Source organism: Arthrobacter sp. Z1-9 (assembly GCF_054792695.1).
Genome location: NZ_CP096456.1, coordinates 3,425,635 through 3,442,128, shown reverse-complemented (window position 1 = coordinate 3,442,128; position 16,494 = coordinate 3,425,635). Strand labels below are relative to the sequence as shown.

Below are 16,494 nucleotides of genomic sequence, written 5' to 3'. Positions count from 1 at the left end.
GGCCAGCAAAAATCAGGTCAGTCCTCGGCAACCACCACAACACTGCCGGCAGGCACAACACCGTCGAACGGCTCCCCTGAGAGCAGGTCAACGCCGGCAGCCTGGACGGCCCCGGAGGAACGGGAGTGGTTGATGGCAAACAGGTAGCTGCGGCCATCGGCCGAACGCCGGCGCGTCAGTTCCACGCCCGGATCGGCCGTTGCAACGGGCCCAACACCTGACTCCTCCAGCAGCCGGTCCACCACCGCCTCCACGCCGTCCCGGTCCGGGAAGGTGGCCAGGTACCACGCCGACCCTGCACCCACGGCCCGCCTCGTCAGCGATGGCACGCCCTCCAGCGGATACTCGGTGAAGGTCTGGACGGCTTCGGCCCCGGCAAGGTGGACATGTTCGCTCCAAATGGAGGAGACGCCGCCGTCGCTCAATTTCAGCTGCGCGCCCGCCAGTAGCGGGTGGAACTCCTCCACGCGCAGGCCGAGCAGTTCGCGGAAGGCACCCGGGTACCCACCCAGCCGCACGTGGTCCTTCTCGTCCACGATGCCGCTGAAATAGCTCACCAGCACGGTGGCGCCGGCGGCAGCGGCAGCCGCAATGTTGGCTGCCGCCTCGTCGGTGACCGCGTACAGGGTGCACACCAGGACGAGGTCGTAACCCTCAAGCGAGGCTGACGGGTGCACCATATCCACCGATACGCCCCGCAGGAACAGCGACCGGTGGAAGGCCCGCAGCAGGTCCAGGTACTTCACGTCCTGGCTCGGCTTGGAGTCGATCTCGCTCGCCCACCAGGCCTCGTAGTCGAACACAATGGCCACGCGTGATTCCACCCGCGAGCCACGCACGGGGGCAATCCGCTTCAGGGCCGCGCCAAGGTCAACCACCTCGCGCCACACGCGCGTGTCCCGACCAGCGTGCGGCACCATCGCCGAGTGGAACTTTTCGGAACCGGCGAAGCTCTGCCGCCACTGGAAAAACATCACCGCGTCCGCACCCCGCGCCACGTGGGCCAACGAGTTGCGCAGCATTTCACCGGGCATCTTCGGCTGGTTGCGCGGCTGCCAGTTGACGGCCGACGTCGAATGTTCCATCAGGATCCACGGGTCACCTCCCGCAATGCCGCGGGTTAGATCGGCGCTGAACGCCAGTTCAATCTGCCGTTCGGGATCGGCGGCAACCAGGTAGTGGTCGTTGGCGATGACGTCCAGGTCCTTGGCCCAGTCAAAGTAGTCCATGGACTTTGTGGCGCTGGATGCCATCAGGTTGGTGGTGCAGGGGACCCCGGGCGTGACCTCGCGCAGGACGGCCACAAGTTCCCGGTAGTAGTCCATCAGCGCCCAGGAGTTGAAGCGCTGGAAGTCCAGTTGCTGGCCCGGGTTTAAGGTGGAGGGCGCAGCGCCGGGCGGCAGGATCTCAGCGAACGAAGCGTAGTTCTGGGACCAGAACGCCGTTCCCCAAGCGGCGTTGAGGGCGCCGATGTTCCGGTACCGCCGCTCCAGCCAGCCCTGGAAAGCGGCGGCATCTTCTTCCCCGTAGAACTCGGAAACGTGGCAGCCGAGTTCGTTGTCCACGTGCCAGAGTGCAAGGGCGGGATGGTCCTTGTAGCGCTCCGCCAGCACCCGCGTGATGCCGGTTGCGTAGCGGCGGTAAACGGCCGACGACGGCGTGTAGTGCCGCCGCGAGCCCGGTCCCAGCACGGTTCCGTCCGCCGTGACGGGCAGGATTTCCGGATGCTTGCGCACCAGCCAGGCAGGGGGAGCGGCCGTGGCAGTGGCCAGGGCTACCTCCACGCCGATTCCCGCCAGGTTGTCCAGCACCTCATCCAGCCAGTCGAAGTGGTACTTGCCCTCTTCCGGCTCCAGCAGTGCCCAGGAGAAGATGCCCACGCTGAGGAAGCTCACGCCGGCTTCCTTCATCAGCTCCAGGTCCTCCAGGCGGACACTGACCGGCCACTGTTCCGGGTTGTAGTCGCCGCCGTAGGCGATACCTTCGATGTTGTTCCAGACACTGGCCGGGCTGGGGGTTTCCTGCAAAGTCATGGGACTCCTTTGTCTGCTGCGAGAGTGGAAGTGGCTGGAAATCAGATCTTTGGAAAACGCTTGCCCATTTCCGGGAATGCGGATATTGTATCGTTTCAGAAGCCGTGTAAGCCAGCTCACTACTCGCGTTGTAGATTGGGCGACTGGGATTGCACACATCGAGCAAGGAGGCTCTCATGATTAACAGAAGGCATTTCCTCACCACCGTAGCCGTCGGCACCGCATCTGCCGCAGCTCTGGCGGCCTGCGGAACAGGCGCCAGCACCAGTGCAGGAGAGACCGGCTCCGCCGAGAACCCCGTAACCATCAACTACACCTGGTGGGGCAACGACGACCGCGCCGAGCGTACCCGCAAGGCGATCGCCCTGTTCGAGTCGAAGAACCCGGACATCAAGGTCAACGGCAACTTCACCGACTTCGCCGGCTACTGGCAGAAGCGTGCCACCGAGGCAGCCGGCGGCGGCCTGCCGGACGTTATGCAGTGGGACCTGTCCTACCTGCGCGACTACGGCCAGCGCAACCAGCTCCTGGACCTCGGCACCGTCAACATCAACACGGACGCTTTTGACAAGTCCCTCCTGCCCTCGGGCCAGATCAGGGGCAAGACCTACGGCATCCCCACCAGCACCAACGCCTTCGCTGTCTACTACGATCCGGCCAAGCTGGCCTCGTTGGGCATCGCAGAGCCCACCGGCAAGTGGACCTACAAGCAATTCAACGACTTCCTGACCGAGGTCGGCGCCAAGAGCGACAGCGCGATCTTCGGCTCGACCGACTACACCGGTGTGTGGTGGATGTTCAACATCTGGCTGCGCCAGAACAACATCGAGGCCTTCACCGAGGACGGCAAGCTCGGCTTCACCAAGGACGACATGAAGAAGTGGTGGAACACGACGGCGGGCCTGCGCGGCACCCCGGCCATCATCACCGAAGAGCGCGTCACCCAGCTCGCCCCGAAATCTCCCTTCGGTTCAAACGTCACCGCCACCGAAGTCACCTGGGACAACTTCATGGCCGGCTACCTCGCGGACAGCGGCGCCAAGGAACTCAAGCTGGTCCCGCCGCCCTCGGACGACGCGGACAACCTGGGCCTGTTCCTCAAGCCCTCCATGCTGATGGTCGCCAGCGCCAAGACCAAGTTCAAGGATGCCGCTGCCCGCTTCATCGACTTTATGGTCAACGATCCCGAGGTAGGCCAGATCTTCAAGACCTCCCGCGGTGTTCCGGCGTCGAAGACCCAGCGTGACGGCACCACCTTCGAAGGCACCGACAAGCTCGTGGTGGATTACGAAAAGTCCATCGAGCAGTACCTCAAGGACGCTCCAGAGCCGCCCATCGTGGGCTTCGGCACCCTCGAGGCTTCCTTCAAGCGCGTCAGCTCGGACCTGAACTACGGCAAGCTGACCATCGACGGCGCCACCGACGCATGGTTCAAGGAAGCCGAAGACCTCATCAAGCAGAATGCCTGATCCAGGCTTTCACAACTGACGGATTGAACTCGTGACTCAAAGCCCAACATTGAGCAGGCGTTCGGCACAGTCCGGCTCCCCGCTGCCGCGCAAGTCGCGGCAGCGCGGGGCGGATGCCCGCGCCGGCTACACCTTCCTGCTGCCCTGGCTGCTGGGATTCATCGCCCTCACTGTTGGGCCCATGATTTCCTCGCTCTACCTGTCCTTCACCAACTACAACCTGTTCGATCCGCCCAAGTGGATCGGCCTGGAGAACTACACCACCCTCTTCCAGGACGAACGGTTCCTGCAGTCGGTGGGCGTCACCGTGGGCTACGTGGTTTTCGGTACCCCGCTCAAGCTCGCCGCAGCACTGGCAGTGGCGATGCTCCTGAACAGCAAGCGCCGCGGCCAGGGTTTCTACCGCTCAGCGTTCTACGCCCCGTCCCTGATCGGTGCTTCCGTTTCCATTGCCATCGTCTGGAAAGCCATGTTCGGCGATTCCGGCCCGGTGGACCAGGGCCTGTCCTTCTTCGGCATCAACCTGGGCGGCTGGGTGGGCAACCCCTCGATGACCATGCCCATGTTCATCCTGCTGACCGTGTGGCAGTTCGGTGCCCCGATGGTGATCTTCCTCGCCGGCTTGAAGCAGATCCCGGCCGATCTCTACGAAGCGGCATCCATGGATGGTGCCGGCCCGGTGCGGAAGTTCTTCAACATCACCTGGCCCATGCTTTCCCCGGTGATCTTCTTCAACCTGCTGATGGAAACCATCCACGCGTTCCAGATTTTCGCCTCGGCCTACATCATCTCCAACGGTGAAGGCGGCCCGGCCGGCTCCACCCTCTTCTACACCCTCTACCTGTACCTGCGGGGCTTCAGCGACTTCCGGATGGGCTACGCCTCGGCGATGGCCTGGCTGCTGGTAATCGTCGTCGGCATCATCACCCTGATCTTCTTCCGCACGTCCAAGTCCTGGGTCCACTACAGCGGTGATGCAAAATGACAACCACGGCAACTCCCACCCAGTCCGCCACGGACGCACAGGCGCTGAACTACAATCCCAAGTCCGAATCGGCAGGGGCAAAGCGCGCCAAAAGCACCTTCTTCCACGTGGTGGCCCTCGCCCTGACGGCCGTGGTCCTGTACCCGGGCCTGTGGATGATCGCCTCCTCGTTCAAACCGAATGCCGAGATTGGCGGAGCGAACACGTCGCTGTGGTCCAACAACTTCAGCTTCGACAACTTCGTCACGGCCATGGAGGGCATCGGTGGCGTATCCACTCTGCAGTTCTTCACCAACTCGCTGATCCTGGCCATTGGTGCAGTGGTGGGAACCGTCCTCTCGGCGAGCGTGTCAGCGTACGCGTTCGCCCGGATCAAGTTCCCGGGCCGCAGCGTGTTCTTCGGCATGATGATCGCAACCCTGCTCCTGCCGTTCCACGTGGTGATCATCCCGCAGTACATCGTGTTCCAGCAGCTGGGCCTGGTGGACACGTACGTGCCGCTGCTGATCGGCAAGTTCCTCGCCGCCGACGCGTTCTTCGTGTTCCTGATGGTCCAGTTCATGCGCAACCTGCCCGGTGAGCTGGACGAGGCCGCCAGGATCGACGGCGCCGGCCACGTCCGGATCTTTACCTCCATCATGCTGCCGCTGATGAAGCCGGCCCTGATCTCCACGTCGATCTTCTCCTTCATCTGGAGCTGGAACGACTTCCTGGGCCCGCTGCTCTACCTGAACACCCCGGAAAAGTACCCGCTGCCGCTGGCCCTGCGCCTTTTCGTGGACCAGACCCAAAGCTCGGACTACGGCGCAATGATCGCCATGTCCGTCCTGGCCCTGCTGCCGGTGCTGATCTTCTTCCTGGTGTTCCAGCGGTACATTGTCGAAGGCGTCTCCACCCAGGGACTCAAGGGCTGACCGCCCGGAAACCGAGATAGAAAATGAGCGTCATGGACAGCACCACACCCGCCCCGAACCACCACGAACCCGTCCCGGTAAACCGCTTCGCGTTGTTCTCCGAGACCCTCCTGGCAGGGGTGCTGGTGCTGGTGCTGTCCATTCCGCTGGTGACGATCCCCGCCGCATATGCGGCGGGGATCGCCCATCTGGAGCGGCACCTCGCCGGCCGGGACGATTCAGTCCGCGGCCTCTGGGGTACCTTCAAGGCTGCCCTGCCGGGCAGCTGGAAACTTGGAATCACGACGGCGGCAGCCGCCGTCGTGATTGTCCTTAACCTTTTGCTCGCGTGGGTAGGGCAGCTGCCGGGCCGGGAAGTGGTGCTTCCGGCAACCCTGATCCTTGCTGCTGCGGCAGCCATTGTGCTCCTGCGCACCGCCGCAGCGTGGTCCGACGTCGCAGGCTCCCGCGCCGACGCCCCCCGCGCCTGGCGCTCCGCCCTGGAGACCGGCCAGGCCCTGTCCCTGAAGGACTGGAGCGGGTCCCTCCTGCTGGCCGCCGCGCTCTTCGGGGCAGTGGTGTTCGTCTGGATGCTGGCGGCGCTCTTTGTGGTGGTTCCCGGCACCCTGATCCTCGCCGCCGCAGCAGTCAAACTGCGCGCCACGCGCTCCTGAAACACCCAAACAAAAACACTTCCTGGTTCTGCCCGTCACTAATGTGAGTTGAGTCCGACGTGTCTTCCGACCGCCAGCGTTCCGAACAGTCCCTCCGCTCGACGAAGAGTCAGCCTCCTTGGTACCAGACCCTCAAGCTTCGCAACTACCGGCTCTTCCTGGCCCTCGTGTTCACCGGCAGTGTGGGCGTGTGGATGCAGCGGCTGGCCCAGGACTGGCTGGTGCTGCGGCTGACCGGCAGCCCGGCCGCCGTGGGTGTGGCGGTGGCACTGCAGTTCCTGCCGATGCTGATTGTGGGACCCCTCAGCGGGTTGCTCGTGGACATGTTTCCCAAACGCCGGATCATGATGGTTTGCCAGGCCGTCATTGCCTTCCTCGCCCTGGCCCTCGCCGTGTGGGCCGCGACTGGAACCATTACGGTCTGGGCCGTCTACGCCAGTTGCGTGGCGCTGGGCGTAACGTCAGCCATCAACCAGCCCGCCAGCCAGGTGTTCGTCAATGAAGTGGTGGGCGATGCCGCCCTCAGGCCGGCAATCGGCATCAACAATGCCATCGGCCAGCTGGGCGCCATGGCCGGGCCTGCGTTGGCTGGAATCGTTATTGCACAGGTCGGATCGGCCGCAGCGTTCGCCGCGAACTCACTGCTGTGCCTGCTGGTGCTTTGCCTGATCGCCGCTATCCGCCCGGCCGAGCTGCACCCGGGCATTCCTGCGGAACGGGGGAGGGGTCAGCTCCTGGCGGGATTCCGCTATGTGCGGGAACGGCCTTCGCTGTTGCTGGTTATTGCCTTGGCCGGACTCCTGGGGATGTTCGGCATGAACGGGCCCGTGGTGCTGGCCGCCTTTGCCGAACGGGTCTGGCACAACGGCGTCGAAGGGTTCGGCCTGTTCAACACCGTCAGTGCCATCGGAGCCCTGGCCGGTGCGCTGCTGGCCGCCCGCCTCCGGAGCCTGGGCCGGAAGGGGATCGTGCTGGCTGCAGGCCTCTTCGGGCTCTCCCAGCTGGTAGCTGCCTTGATGCCCAGCCTCACCCTCTTCATTGTCATGCTTGTGGTGGTGGGCCTGATGACCCTCCTGTTCCTGACCAGCGCCGCCACCGCCGTGCAGCTGGAGGCCGGCCCGGAGATCCGCGGCAGGGTGATGGCACTGTACCTGCCGCTGCTGCTGGGAGGACATGCCCTGGGCGGGCTGCTGGCCGGCTGGCTGACCGAGCAGTTCGGCGTACGGCTGGGGCTGGTGACCACTGGTGCGCTGGGCATGGTGTCAGCAGCCGTCATCGGTTTGCTGCTGTGGCTGAACTCCCGGAAACAAAGGGACTAGGCGCCTGGCCCACTCAACTAAGTAGCAGCAAGTGTCGTTATGGGCGCTCATAACGACACTTAGTGCTACCTAGTTGGGATTAGGCGGGGGAATGAGCTGCCGGCGTGAAAGTCCAGGAGCCGGGATGGATTCGAAAGTCCATCGTTTCCCCGTTCGCGGCCGACCCGCCGCCGGGACTCGTGCTGCCTACGGTGGCGCTGGCCCGCGCTGAAGATTCGACGGCGGCATCCGCGGCCGGCCCCTTGATTCCGTAGGTGCCGGCCGGCAACCGGACTACCGCGGTAACGCCGGCCGGGACCGTGCATTCCAGGCGCACCAGGCCGTTGTCCCGGCTCCAGTTGACCTCCACGTCGCCGCTGCCTGCCGGAACAGTACCGCGGGCATATTCCAGCCGGCAGAGCGGCGGTTCGACCACGAGTTCAAAGCCCCCCGGCGTGGCGTATCGAACGCCGAGGAGGTGCTCGAGGATCTCCTTGACCACTGAGGCGGACCAGGCGTGGGACTGGCTGTAGTCCGTGCCTTCGGCCAGGTCCCAGGCTTCCCACGTGAAGGTGGCGCCGCGCTCAAGGAGCCTCGCCCAGCCAGGCTGGTCTTTGGTGGTCAGCAGGTCCAGGACGGCATCCGTGAGGTTCTGGGACAGCAGGGCCCGGACCAGCCGATGCACCGTCAGGGGTCCCTGCCGCATGCCCATCCCGGCAATTCGCAAGGCATCAGTCCGCGCCTGCCCAGGCCGGGTGATCCCCAGCGACAGCGGGAAGGACGTGGCGTGCTGGGAGGCGTGGGAGCTGGGCGTGCCGTCGGCGAAGAGGCCGTCCACCATCACACCGTCCACGCGGAGGCGGGTGCGGATGGCCCCTGCCAGGGTGCGGGCCTGCCGGGCGTACTCGACGGCGGTGTCCTCCTGGCCGGCCAGGGCGCAAAGCCGGGAGGTTGAGATGAGGGCCGAGTAGGCCTGCACATTGACGGTGGTCTTGGCGGCGCAGTCCATGTCGTAGCCGAAGCGGCCCGGGGCCGGCCAGTCCACGATGCCGTGGAGGTAGGGGCCGGAGCCGCCACCCAGTTCGGTGACGAGTCCCGCCGTCGGGCCCTCCACGGGGATGTACCGCAGGGCGTAGTCCGCGGTGTCGCAGAGGTGCGGCAGCAGCTCCCTGACCAGGGCCAGATCTCCCGTGCGGTGGTGGTACTCCTCGGCCCACTCCGGGATCATCAGCGAGAAATCGGGGATGTCCCGTTTGCCGTCGCCGTTGGGGTAGACGGCGTTGTAGCGCCCCTTGTCTGCTCCGTCGGTCCAGTAGCGGGCGGCCGACCAGCCGAACTCCCGCAGCGCCTGGGCGGTGTACGCGTGTTCGCCGAAGAGGGACATGGTGGCGTAGGAGATGTTGACGGCGTCCGCCAGGAACTGGCCCTTCTCCCGGGTGGGCGTGTCCACGAACTGCTCCTGCACTCCGTAAAGCGCCGAATCCCGCAGCAGCCGGAACACGTCGTTTAGGGCGGCATCGGAACTGGTGAACGTCCCCTCGCCGGGGTGCCGGCCGTGGACCACCACGGTGCCCACCCTGGACAGGTCCGCGGCGTCCACGCCGGGCAGTTCCAGGTACCGGAAGCCCAAGTGCACCGTGGCCCGGTACTGCTGCGGCCCCGTGGTCTGGGTGTAGGGGAAGGACATGTCGGTGTTCTGGCTGGCGGTCCTGCCGGTGTCCACCCTGCCGTCCGGGCCCAAAACGTACCCCGCCCGGATCATGACGGTGCGGCCGGGGATGCCGTTGAGGAAGTCCACCTCGGGCCGGCCGGGAATGACCTGGCCGAAGTCCGCCACCAGCGTTCCGTCGTCGGCTGTCAGGAACGCCTGCGGCGCCGCAAACTCTTCCGCCAGCACCGTCCGTCGCGGATGCAGTGCGGGGAACTCGGGGCAAGGGTGGCTGCCGTAGCTCAGCGCGGGAGGCATCTGTTCGACGGCGGGCAGGGCGGCTGCGGCGAGTCCGTCCAGGTGCTCCACGGGGTCACCCTCGTCATTGCGGTAGCCCGACTGCCGGTAGGGCGCCTCGGACGCCAGCCAGTCCGGGCCGGACGCAAAAACCTCGCGCCGGCCGTCAGCGTAGTCAACACTGAGGCGGACCAGCAGGCCCGGGAGGCCGGCGGCGCGGCCCTGGCCGGGTCCGTACCAGTGCAGCAGCGCCGTCAGCGGCACCTCCACGTCCTGCGAAGGGCCCGCGGTGCCAGCGGTGCCGTCCGTCCCAGCCGTGCCGTCCGAAAGCCCGCTGGGCAGCCCGGTGAGCAGTCCGGTGACGTCCGCGGCGTCGTAATACCCTTCGCCGGGGTAGCCAAAGGACGTGGTGCTCAGGCATGTGGTGCCGCCCAGTGTGAGCCGGGCGTGATGGTTCGCCGCCACAAAGAGGCGGGCCCTGGCCACCGTGCCGGTGAGCTTCACGGTGGTGCTGAACAGCGTCCATTCATCCGGCTGGCGGTGGGCTGTGGTGCCGGCCCAGTGCGCGAGGTTTGCGCGGGCAAGGTCCGTGCCGGCGCCGAATTGATGGTCGAGCAGCAGCTCGCCGGCGGTTTCGTTGGAGGTGCCCGTGACGTGGAGCGATATATATTCGGCCTGGCTGCGCGGCGCCTGGTGAAGGGCCAGCCGGCCGTGCCCTCCGGGGGCTAAGGCCTCTTTCCAGGCCAGGAGTTCGACGCCGTCCGCGGCAACGGTGATGGCCTCGCCGTCGTCGGTGACGTCCAGGTCCCGCCATTCCTTGGGCACAGGGCCTGCCTGGGCGCTGGCGAGGACCTCGGTGGCGGGGGCCGACGGCACGGGAATCTCCCACTCGGCGGCCCGGCGAAGCACTGCCTCGCCGGCGGCATTGAGTTCCAGCAGCAGCCCCGTGCCGGGACCGGAGCTTCGGATGATGAGCCCGGCCATGCCCATCATGGGCCGGACGCGTGCCTGCAACCGAAAGGCCCGAAGCGGAGGGCAGGGGATGGGCAGGAACGGCGTGCCGGCTACGCGCAGCGCCCCGTCCAGGATCTCCAGCGGAGCTCGGCCGCCCGGCGCACGGTGCACCCAGTCCGCTCCCCACCCGGCCTCGGAGAGGCCGGTGCTGAACTGCTGCGGCTGCGACCACGGCCCCGGCAGGCCTGCCGCGTCCCACACCCGGACCCGCCACGCGTAGTCCGCATCGTCGTCGAGCGCGCGTCCTTCATGAGCAGCAGTGACGGGGCAGTCTGAGGCAACCTGGCCGGAATTCCACACCGGGGACCCCGCTCCGTCCTCCACCACGATCTCGTAGCCGGTCTGCCGGGCACGGGACGGATCCGAATCCTCGGGCTGTCCGAGCTGCCAGCTGAACGATGGGCGTGCTCCCGCGGTCAGGCAGGGGGAGAGCCCGTCGGTCAACAGGTGGGTGGCCTGCAGCTGCCCCTGTGCGGTCACGGAAGTCACCGGCTGTGCAGCTGGGATGCGTGGCATTCAGGAAACCGGCAGGGTGAAGGCGTGCGGGGCGGTACCGGCCCAGGGGAGCCCGAGTTCGCTGAAGGTGGCGTGCTGCCCCGCGGCACGTGCCAGGGCATCCTCGATTCCGACGAGCACAGCGTGCGCCGCATCGCCCTCGCCTTCCCACCGGAGGTACGCCTCGTCGATGGGCGCCGGCAGGGGAGCGGTCCGGATGGCTTCCAGGACGAGCATAAAAGCGCCGCTTTCCAGGAGCGGGCTGATGAGCGGAGCGCCGCTGTTGCGGTGGGCCAGCAGGTTTTCGGTCAGGTCGTCCCTGCCGAACACTTCCTCGGAGCTGCCTTCGGCCGTTTCCACAGCGAGCCGGTCCTCGGTGTAGTGGAAGATGGCGGTGCCCTTCGAGCCTTGCAGGGTCACGTAGGGTTCCACGGATTCGGTGGCGCACAGCGTCAGGGCGCAGGTGATGGGCAGCCCTGAGCCGGTGCGGATCCGGATCACCGAGGTGTCATCGGACTCGATGTCGTTGGCTCGGTATAGCTCGGTCTCAATCGAAGCAATGTCTGCGGTGGTGCGTGCTCCCGCAATCCGAAGGGCTGTTGCCACCGCGTGCGCAAGGGGGTTGGTGGCTACGCCGTCCACCACATCCACGCCGTCGATGGTGCGTTTACCGGCCCAGCGGGACCGCTTGTAGTAGGCCCGGTCCCGGACCCAGCGGCCGGTGGCCGAGATACCCTCCAGCCTGCCGATGGTTCCGTCGGCGAGTATGCCTTCAATGGCTTGCAGTGCGTGGGAACCCAGGCTCTGGAAGCCGATCTGGACGCTGCGTCCACTGGCTGCGGCAGCGTCGCAAAGCCGGTTGAAGTCCGCGAGCGACGCGACCGGCGGTTTCTCCAGGTAGAGATCAGCGGCGGTGGCCAGTGCTGCCAGGCCCAGCGGGGCATGGGTCTGGATGGGGGTGGCCACAATGATGAGGTCCAGGCCGCTGGTCTCCGCGAGCAGTTCAGCCAGGCCCGGAAAGACGTGGGCTGTTGCAGGGACCGTGCCAGGCGCGGGGGGATTGGGGTCGGCAACGGCAACAAGGTCGACGACGCCGGCCGCCTGGAGGCGCTCAAGGTTCCGCAGATGGTGGGTACCGAAGCCGTGGACACCTACCAGTGCCACCTTGGAAGCGCGCGGGCCCGGCTGCTCCGCAGCAGGCCGGCCAGCTTGCTGCGTTCCGGCTGGTACTGAGCTGTCGAGGTCCCGGGGTTGGGCCCCGGCGACGGTGCCGGCTGGCGTTCCCATGGTGCTCCATTCCGCCCCGAGAGGGCCGCTGTTTCCAGAAGCGCCTTCAGGCAAGCGCTTTCCGCTTTCCAGTGTGCGGCACGATCGGGCGCGCAGTCCAGTTATGTAACGATTCAAAAACTAGCTTGACCTGCCCTGTGGAAGCGGTCTAGATTTCGAGAAACCGATTACTTCCGTGACGTGGGCCACTCTGGTCCCGTTTCTGCAACGATGGAGAACGAAGGGAGCCGTGCCATGTCCACGTCGTCGTGGAGTGCCCGCGCATACTCATTCTTTGACACCCTCCTGTGGATTGCTTGCCTGAACATGCTGTGGCTCGCCTTCACCGTCCTGGGACTCGGTGTCCTCGGTGCCGGTCCGGCCACCGCAGCCGCACAGGTCCTGGTCCGTAAAAGGGCCAGGGGCGAAGCCGCACGCCTGCTGCCTGGTTTTGCCCAGGAGTACTGCCGCAACTTCGTCCGCGGCAACGCGCTGGCCCTCCCCATCATGGGAGTGGCCGTTGCCCTTGCCATGAACTGGAACTACTTCTCCGGCTCTGGCGGGCTCCTGCCCCAGTTTGCTGCCGCTGCAACTTTTGTCGGAGCCATCTTCGTTGCCGGGGCAGCGTGCTACCTGTTCCCCATGTTTGCCCGGTACGAGCTTCCCGTGGCCCAGTACTTCCTGATGTCGTCACGCTTCGCCCTCCGGCACCTCGCGGGGACAGTCATCCTGCTGTTCGTCTCTGCAGCCGTCGTCTATGCAAGCGGTGCAGTCCCGGGCCTGATTCCCTTCTTCAGCATCGGAGCCTGGCTGTTCCTGACCGGGTGGCTGTGCGACCGCTTTTTTACCGCCAACGATGACTCCATGGCCGCCGTCCACGAGCAACAGCAGGCCCCTGCCGCCTCCCTAAACCATCACCAGGCACTGCTGGCGCGCTGAAACGCCAGCCCGACCCAACCAAAAACCGACCTGACGCTGCTCCCGGGCTCATCGCTGCCCGGTGACAGCAAAACCAACCCCGAAGAAGTGGAAAAGGAACAAAATGATCCGCAGAAGAATGTCCCTGGCTGCCGCCGTCGTTACCGCCACAGCGCTCACCCTGACGGCCTGCGGCGGAGGTGAAACCCAGTCCGCGGACATTTCCACCGTGAACGTCATGGCTCCCTTCCTCGAGGCGCAGCCGCCCTCCGCGGACGGCGCCGTCCAGAAGAAGCTCGAGGAGCTGACGGGCAAGGACGTCAACATCACCTGGGCTCCCAACGCCTCCTACGAGGACAAGACCAACATCACCCTGGCCTCCTCCGAGATCCCCCACGTGATGGTCATCCAGGGCAAGACGCCGGGCTTCGTCAAGAACGCCGAAGCCGGTGCCTTCTGGGATCTGACGGACAAGCTGGGTGAGTACCCGAATTTGAAGACCACCTTCCCGGACATCCAGCAGAACGCGAGCATTAACGGCAAGGTGTACGGCGTTTACCGCGGCCGCGCCCCCATGCGTGCCGCTGTGATGTTCCGCCAGGACTGGCTGGACAAGCTGGGGCTTGAGGCTCCCCAGACCACCGAGGACCTGTACGAGGTTGCCAAGGCGTTCACCGAAAAGGATCCGGACGGCAACGGCCAGAACGATACCTGGGGCATCACCATCCCCAAGTGGGGCGCCCTGGGAACCAACAGCCCGTACGACTTCATCGAGACCTGGTACGGCGCGGGCAACCGCTGGACCGAAAAGGACGGGAAACTGATCCCGAGCTTCGAGACCGGGGAATTCCTGGAAGCCAACCGGTTCGTCAAGAAGATGGTGGACGAGAAGCTCATCAACCCCGACTTTGCCACGTTCGACCCCACCAAGTGGAACGAGCCGTTCTTGAACGGCAAGGGCGGCATCATTGTCGACGTCGACTCCCGGGTGAGCGTCCTCATCAACCTGTTCAAGCAGGCAGACCCGAACAACTTCGAAAACAAGGTGGGCTTCGTTGGCAACCTCGAAGGCCCGGACGGCGAGCTGAACGCCCACCCCACCGACGGCTACTCCGGCTTCCTGGCAATCCCCAAGTCCAGCGTCCGCACCGAGGCTGAACTGAAGACCGTGCTGGAGTTCCTGAACACCATGAACGGCAAGGACGCGGCCGTGCTGCTCAACAACGGCATCGAAGGCGTGAACTTCACGCTTGAGGACGGCAAGGCTGCCACCATCAAGCCCGAAACCGAGGAAGCCAAAGCCGTCAACACCGACATCAAGAGCTACGCACAGCTCGGCATGAACGTTGCCGGCAACACCTTCTACCCGGTCAAGCAGGCCACCGACTACGAACAGCAGGTCTTCGACAAGCGCACCGAAGTGATGGCCGAAGACCTGAAGAGCGCCGTCTACAACCCTGCTGCCCCGTATGTGTCCGCAACCTACGTCGCCAAGGGCGCCCAGCTGGACAACATCGTGGCTGACGCCCGCATCAAGTTCCTGGCCGGCCAGATCGATGAGCAGGGCCTGAAGGACGCCATCAAGCTGTGGAACACCAGCGGTGGCGACAAGGTCAAGGAAGAGATCAACAAGCTCTGGCAGGACAACAAGTAAATGACAGCCCCTGTCATTGCCACCAAAGCCGGGGAGCGGACGCAGCCTCCTGCGTCCGCTCCCCGGAAGCGGGGCAGGTTCTCCGTCCACTTTGCGCACTACAAGTGGCTGTACCTGCTGCTGCTGCCCGGCGTGGTGTACTTCGCCATCTTCCGTTACGGCCCCATGTACGGGGTCAGCATCGCGTTCAAGGATTACGTTCCGTTTTTGGGCGTGAACGACAGCCCGTGGGTGGGGTTCCAGCATTTCCAGGACTTCTTCGCCAACCCCGATTTCCCGCGGCTGCTGGGCAACACCCTGATCCTGGCGTTCCTGAACCTCGGCATCGCGTTCCCTCTGACCATCGTCCTGGCGCTGCTGCTGAACGAAGTCCGCCTCTCGATCCTTAAGCGCACCGTCCAGACGCTCGTTTACATTCCGCACTTCCTGTCCTGGACCATTGTGGCTTCGTTGAGCTTCCTGCTTTTTGCCCTGGATTTCGGCCCGCTGTTCCTGTTCCTGAACTCGGTGATGGGCACCAACATCGATTTCCTGTCGGACCCCAACTGGTTCCGGCCCCTGATTGTGCTGCAGGAGATCTGGAAGAACACCGGCTGGGGCACCATCATCTTCCTCGCCGCGCTGGCCACCGTGGACCAGGACCAGTACGAGGCCGCCATCATCGACGGCGCCGGCCGGTTCCGCCGCGTCTGGCACATCACGCTGCCCGGGATCCGGTCCACCATCATCGTGATGCTGATCCTTGCCATCGGACAGATGCTCAACACCGGCTTCGAGCAGATCTACCTGATGACCAACGCCCTGAACCGCTCCGCGGCTGACGTTTTCGACACCTATGTGTACTTCGTGGGCATCACCCAGGGCGCCTACAGCTACTCCACCGCCGTCGGGCTCTTCAAATCCCTGGTGGGCCTCGTGCTGATCTTCGGCACCAACGCCCTGGCCAAACGCTTCAACCAGAGCGGACTGTTCTAGCCATGAAAATCCACAACACCACCGGCGGGCGGATCTTCGACGCCGCGAACTACGTGTTCCTGTCCCTGGTCGGCATCATCACCCTGCTGCCGTTCATCTACGTTATGGCGGGATCCTTCGCCACCGAAGCGGAAATCACCCGGCGGGCGTTCTTCGTCTGGCCGGAACAGTTCACCCTGGGCTCCTACGAGTACATCTTCTCCACACCGGCCTTTACCAGGGCACTGGTTACCACCGTCCTGGTCACCGCCGTCGGCACCCTGATCCAGCTCGCCTTCACCGTGACCATGGCCTACCCGCTGGCCAAACGCACCCTGCGCGGGCGCAAAGTCATCCTGTCCCTGGTGGTCTTCGCGATGGTGTTCTCGGGCGGCATGATCCCCACGTTCCTGCTGGTGAAGGACCTGGGCCTGCTGAACTCCTACTGGGCCCTGATCCTGCCCGCTGCGATCAACCCGTTCAGCCTCATCATCATCAAGAACTTCTTCCAGGAACTTCCGCAGGAGCTGGAGGAATCGGCCAAGATGGACGGCGCCACGGAGATCGGGATCCTCTGGCGGATCCTGCTCCCGCTGTCCAAGCCCGTCCTGGCCACGTTCGCGCTGTTCTACGCCGTGGGCATCTGGAACGACTTTATGTCACCGCTGCTTTACCTCAGCGACAACTCAAAGTGGACCCTGCAGATGTACCTGCGCCAGGTAACCGCAGCGTCGGATCTCCTGGGCACCGGCAACGTGGACCCCGCCTACATCCCGCCCGAACAGGGCATCAAGTTCGCCGTCATCGTGGTGGCAACCCTGCCCATCCTGATCTTCTACCCGTTCCTGCAAAAACACTTCGCCAAAGGCATGCTGATCGGCTCCGTAAAGGGCTGA

The 16,494-nt window shown here is 65.0% G+C and carries 12 protein-coding genes; 9 read left to right on the top strand and 3 right to left on the bottom strand.

Features of this window, described 5'->3' with window-relative positions:
• Nucleotides 1-17 precede the first annotated feature (17 nt).
• Entirely contained in the window at nt 18-2,033 is a 2,016-nt protein-coding gene (locus M1D93_RS15990) for a beta-galactosidase (RefSeq protein ID WP_461172453.1), read from the bottom strand.
• Nucleotides 2,034-2,209: 176 nt separating this feature from the next.
• Here M1D93_RS15990 and M1D93_RS15985 point away from each other — a divergent pair, with 176 nt between their 5' ends.
• Genes M1D93_RS15985 through M1D93_RS15965 form a run of 5 tightly spaced genes read left to right on the top strand, consistent with a single transcriptional unit; the run spans nt 2,210 to nt 7,373 of the window.
• The gene (locus tag M1D93_RS15985) at nt 2,210-3,502 is read left to right on the top strand and encodes an ABC transporter substrate-binding protein (RefSeq protein WP_461172452.1); all 1,293 of its coding nucleotides are present in this window, start codon (nt 2,210-2,212) and stop codon (nt 3,500-3,502) included.
• A gap of 31 nt (nt 3,503-3,533) precedes the next feature.
• Nucleotides 3,534-4,487, top strand: coding sequence for a carbohydrate ABC transporter permease (locus tag M1D93_RS15980; RefSeq protein WP_461172451.1), 954 nt, complete (start codon nt 3,534-3,536; stop codon nt 4,485-4,487).
• Nucleotides 4,484-5,401, top strand: a complete 918-nt coding sequence (locus M1D93_RS15975) for a carbohydrate ABC transporter permease (RefSeq protein ID WP_461172450.1) — start codon at nt 4,484-4,486, stop codon at nt 5,399-5,401. Before M1D93_RS15980 ends, M1D93_RS15975 begins: the two co-directional genes overlap by 4 nt.
• A gap of 23 nt (nt 5,402-5,424) precedes the next feature.
• Nucleotides 5,425-6,054, top strand: coding sequence for a Poxvirus protein I5 (locus M1D93_RS15970; protein WP_461172449.1), 630 nt, complete (start codon nt 5,425-5,427; stop codon nt 6,052-6,054).
• Nucleotides 6,055-6,113: 59 nt separating this feature from the next.
• The gene (locus M1D93_RS15965) at nt 6,114-7,373 is read left to right on the top strand and encodes an MFS transporter (RefSeq protein WP_461172448.1); all 1,260 of its coding nucleotides are present in this window, start codon (nt 6,114-6,116) and stop codon (nt 7,371-7,373) included.
• A 79-nt stretch (nt 7,374-7,452) separates the two neighbouring features.
• Here M1D93_RS15965 and M1D93_RS15960 read toward each other — a convergent pair whose 3' ends face one another.
• Together M1D93_RS15960 and M1D93_RS15955 are read right to left on the bottom strand one after the other, a co-directional pair.
• A complete protein-coding gene (locus M1D93_RS15960) occupies nt 7,453-10,791 on the bottom strand; it encodes a family 78 glycoside hydrolase catalytic domain (protein ID WP_461172447.1) in 3,339 nt (1,112 codons plus the stop codon).
• A gap of 36 nt (nt 10,792-10,827) precedes the next feature.
• Nucleotides 10,828-12,093, bottom strand: a complete 1,266-nt coding sequence (locus M1D93_RS15955) for a Gfo/Idh/MocA family protein (RefSeq protein WP_461172446.1) — start codon at nt 12,091-12,093, stop codon at nt 10,828-10,830.
• Nucleotides 12,094-12,327: 234 nt separating this feature from the next.
• Here M1D93_RS15955 and M1D93_RS15950 point away from each other — a divergent pair, with 234 nt between their 5' ends.
• From M1D93_RS15950 to M1D93_RS15935, 4 genes are all read left to right on the top strand, one after another.
• The gene (locus M1D93_RS15950; protein ID WP_461172445.1) at nt 12,328-13,011 is read left to right on the top strand and encodes a YesL family protein; all 684 of its coding nucleotides are present in this window, start codon (nt 12,328-12,330) and stop codon (nt 13,009-13,011) included.
• Between the two features lie 103 nt (nt 13,012-13,114).
• Nucleotides 13,115-14,644 (top strand): extracellular solute-binding protein, encoded by a 1,530-nt coding sequence (locus M1D93_RS15945; protein ID WP_461172444.1) that lies wholly within the window; start codon nt 13,115-13,117, stop codon nt 14,642-14,644.
• Nucleotides 14,645-15,619: an ABC transporter permease gene (locus M1D93_RS15940; protein ID WP_461172443.1), complete on the top strand. Its 975-nt coding sequence runs from the start codon at nt 14,645-14,647 to the stop codon at nt 15,617-15,619.
• A 2-nt stretch (nt 15,620-15,621) separates the two neighbouring features.
• Entirely contained in the window at nt 15,622-16,494 is an 873-nt protein-coding gene (locus tag M1D93_RS15935) for a carbohydrate ABC transporter permease (protein ID WP_461172442.1), read from the top strand.

Bases quoted from the DNA above. Each gene is read 5' to 3' on its own strand.
- M1D93_RS15985 (WP_461172452.1), top strand. From the start codon at position 2,210: ATGATTAACAGAAGGCATTTCCTCACCACCGTAGCCGTCGGCACCGCA.
- M1D93_RS15975 (WP_461172450.1), top strand. From the start codon at position 4,484: ATGACAACCACGGCAACTCCCACCCAGTCCGCCACGGACGCACAGGCG.
- M1D93_RS15940 (WP_461172443.1), top strand. From the start codon at position 14,645: ATGACAGCCCCTGTCATTGCCACCAAAGCCGGGGAGCGGACGCAGCCT.
- M1D93_RS15945 (WP_461172444.1), top strand. From the start codon at position 13,115: ATGATCCGCAGAAGAATGTCCCTGGCTGCCGCCGTCGTTACCGCCACA.
- M1D93_RS15955 (WP_461172446.1), bottom strand. From the start codon at position 12,093: ATGGGAACGCCAGCCGGCACCGTCGCCGGGGCCCAACCCCGGGACCTC.
- M1D93_RS15935 (WP_461172442.1), top strand. From the start codon at position 15,622: ATGAAAATCCACAACACCACCGGCGGGCGGATCTTCGACGCCGCGAAC.
- M1D93_RS15970 (WP_461172449.1), top strand. From the start codon at position 5,425: ATGAGCGTCATGGACAGCACCACACCCGCCCCGAACCACCACGAACCC.
- M1D93_RS15990 (WP_461172453.1), bottom strand. From the start codon at position 2,033: ATGACTTTGCAGGAAACCCCCAGCCCGGCCAGTGTCTGGAACAACATC.
- M1D93_RS15950 (WP_461172445.1), top strand. From the start codon at position 12,328: ATGTCCACGTCGTCGTGGAGTGCCCGCGCATACTCATTCTTTGACACC.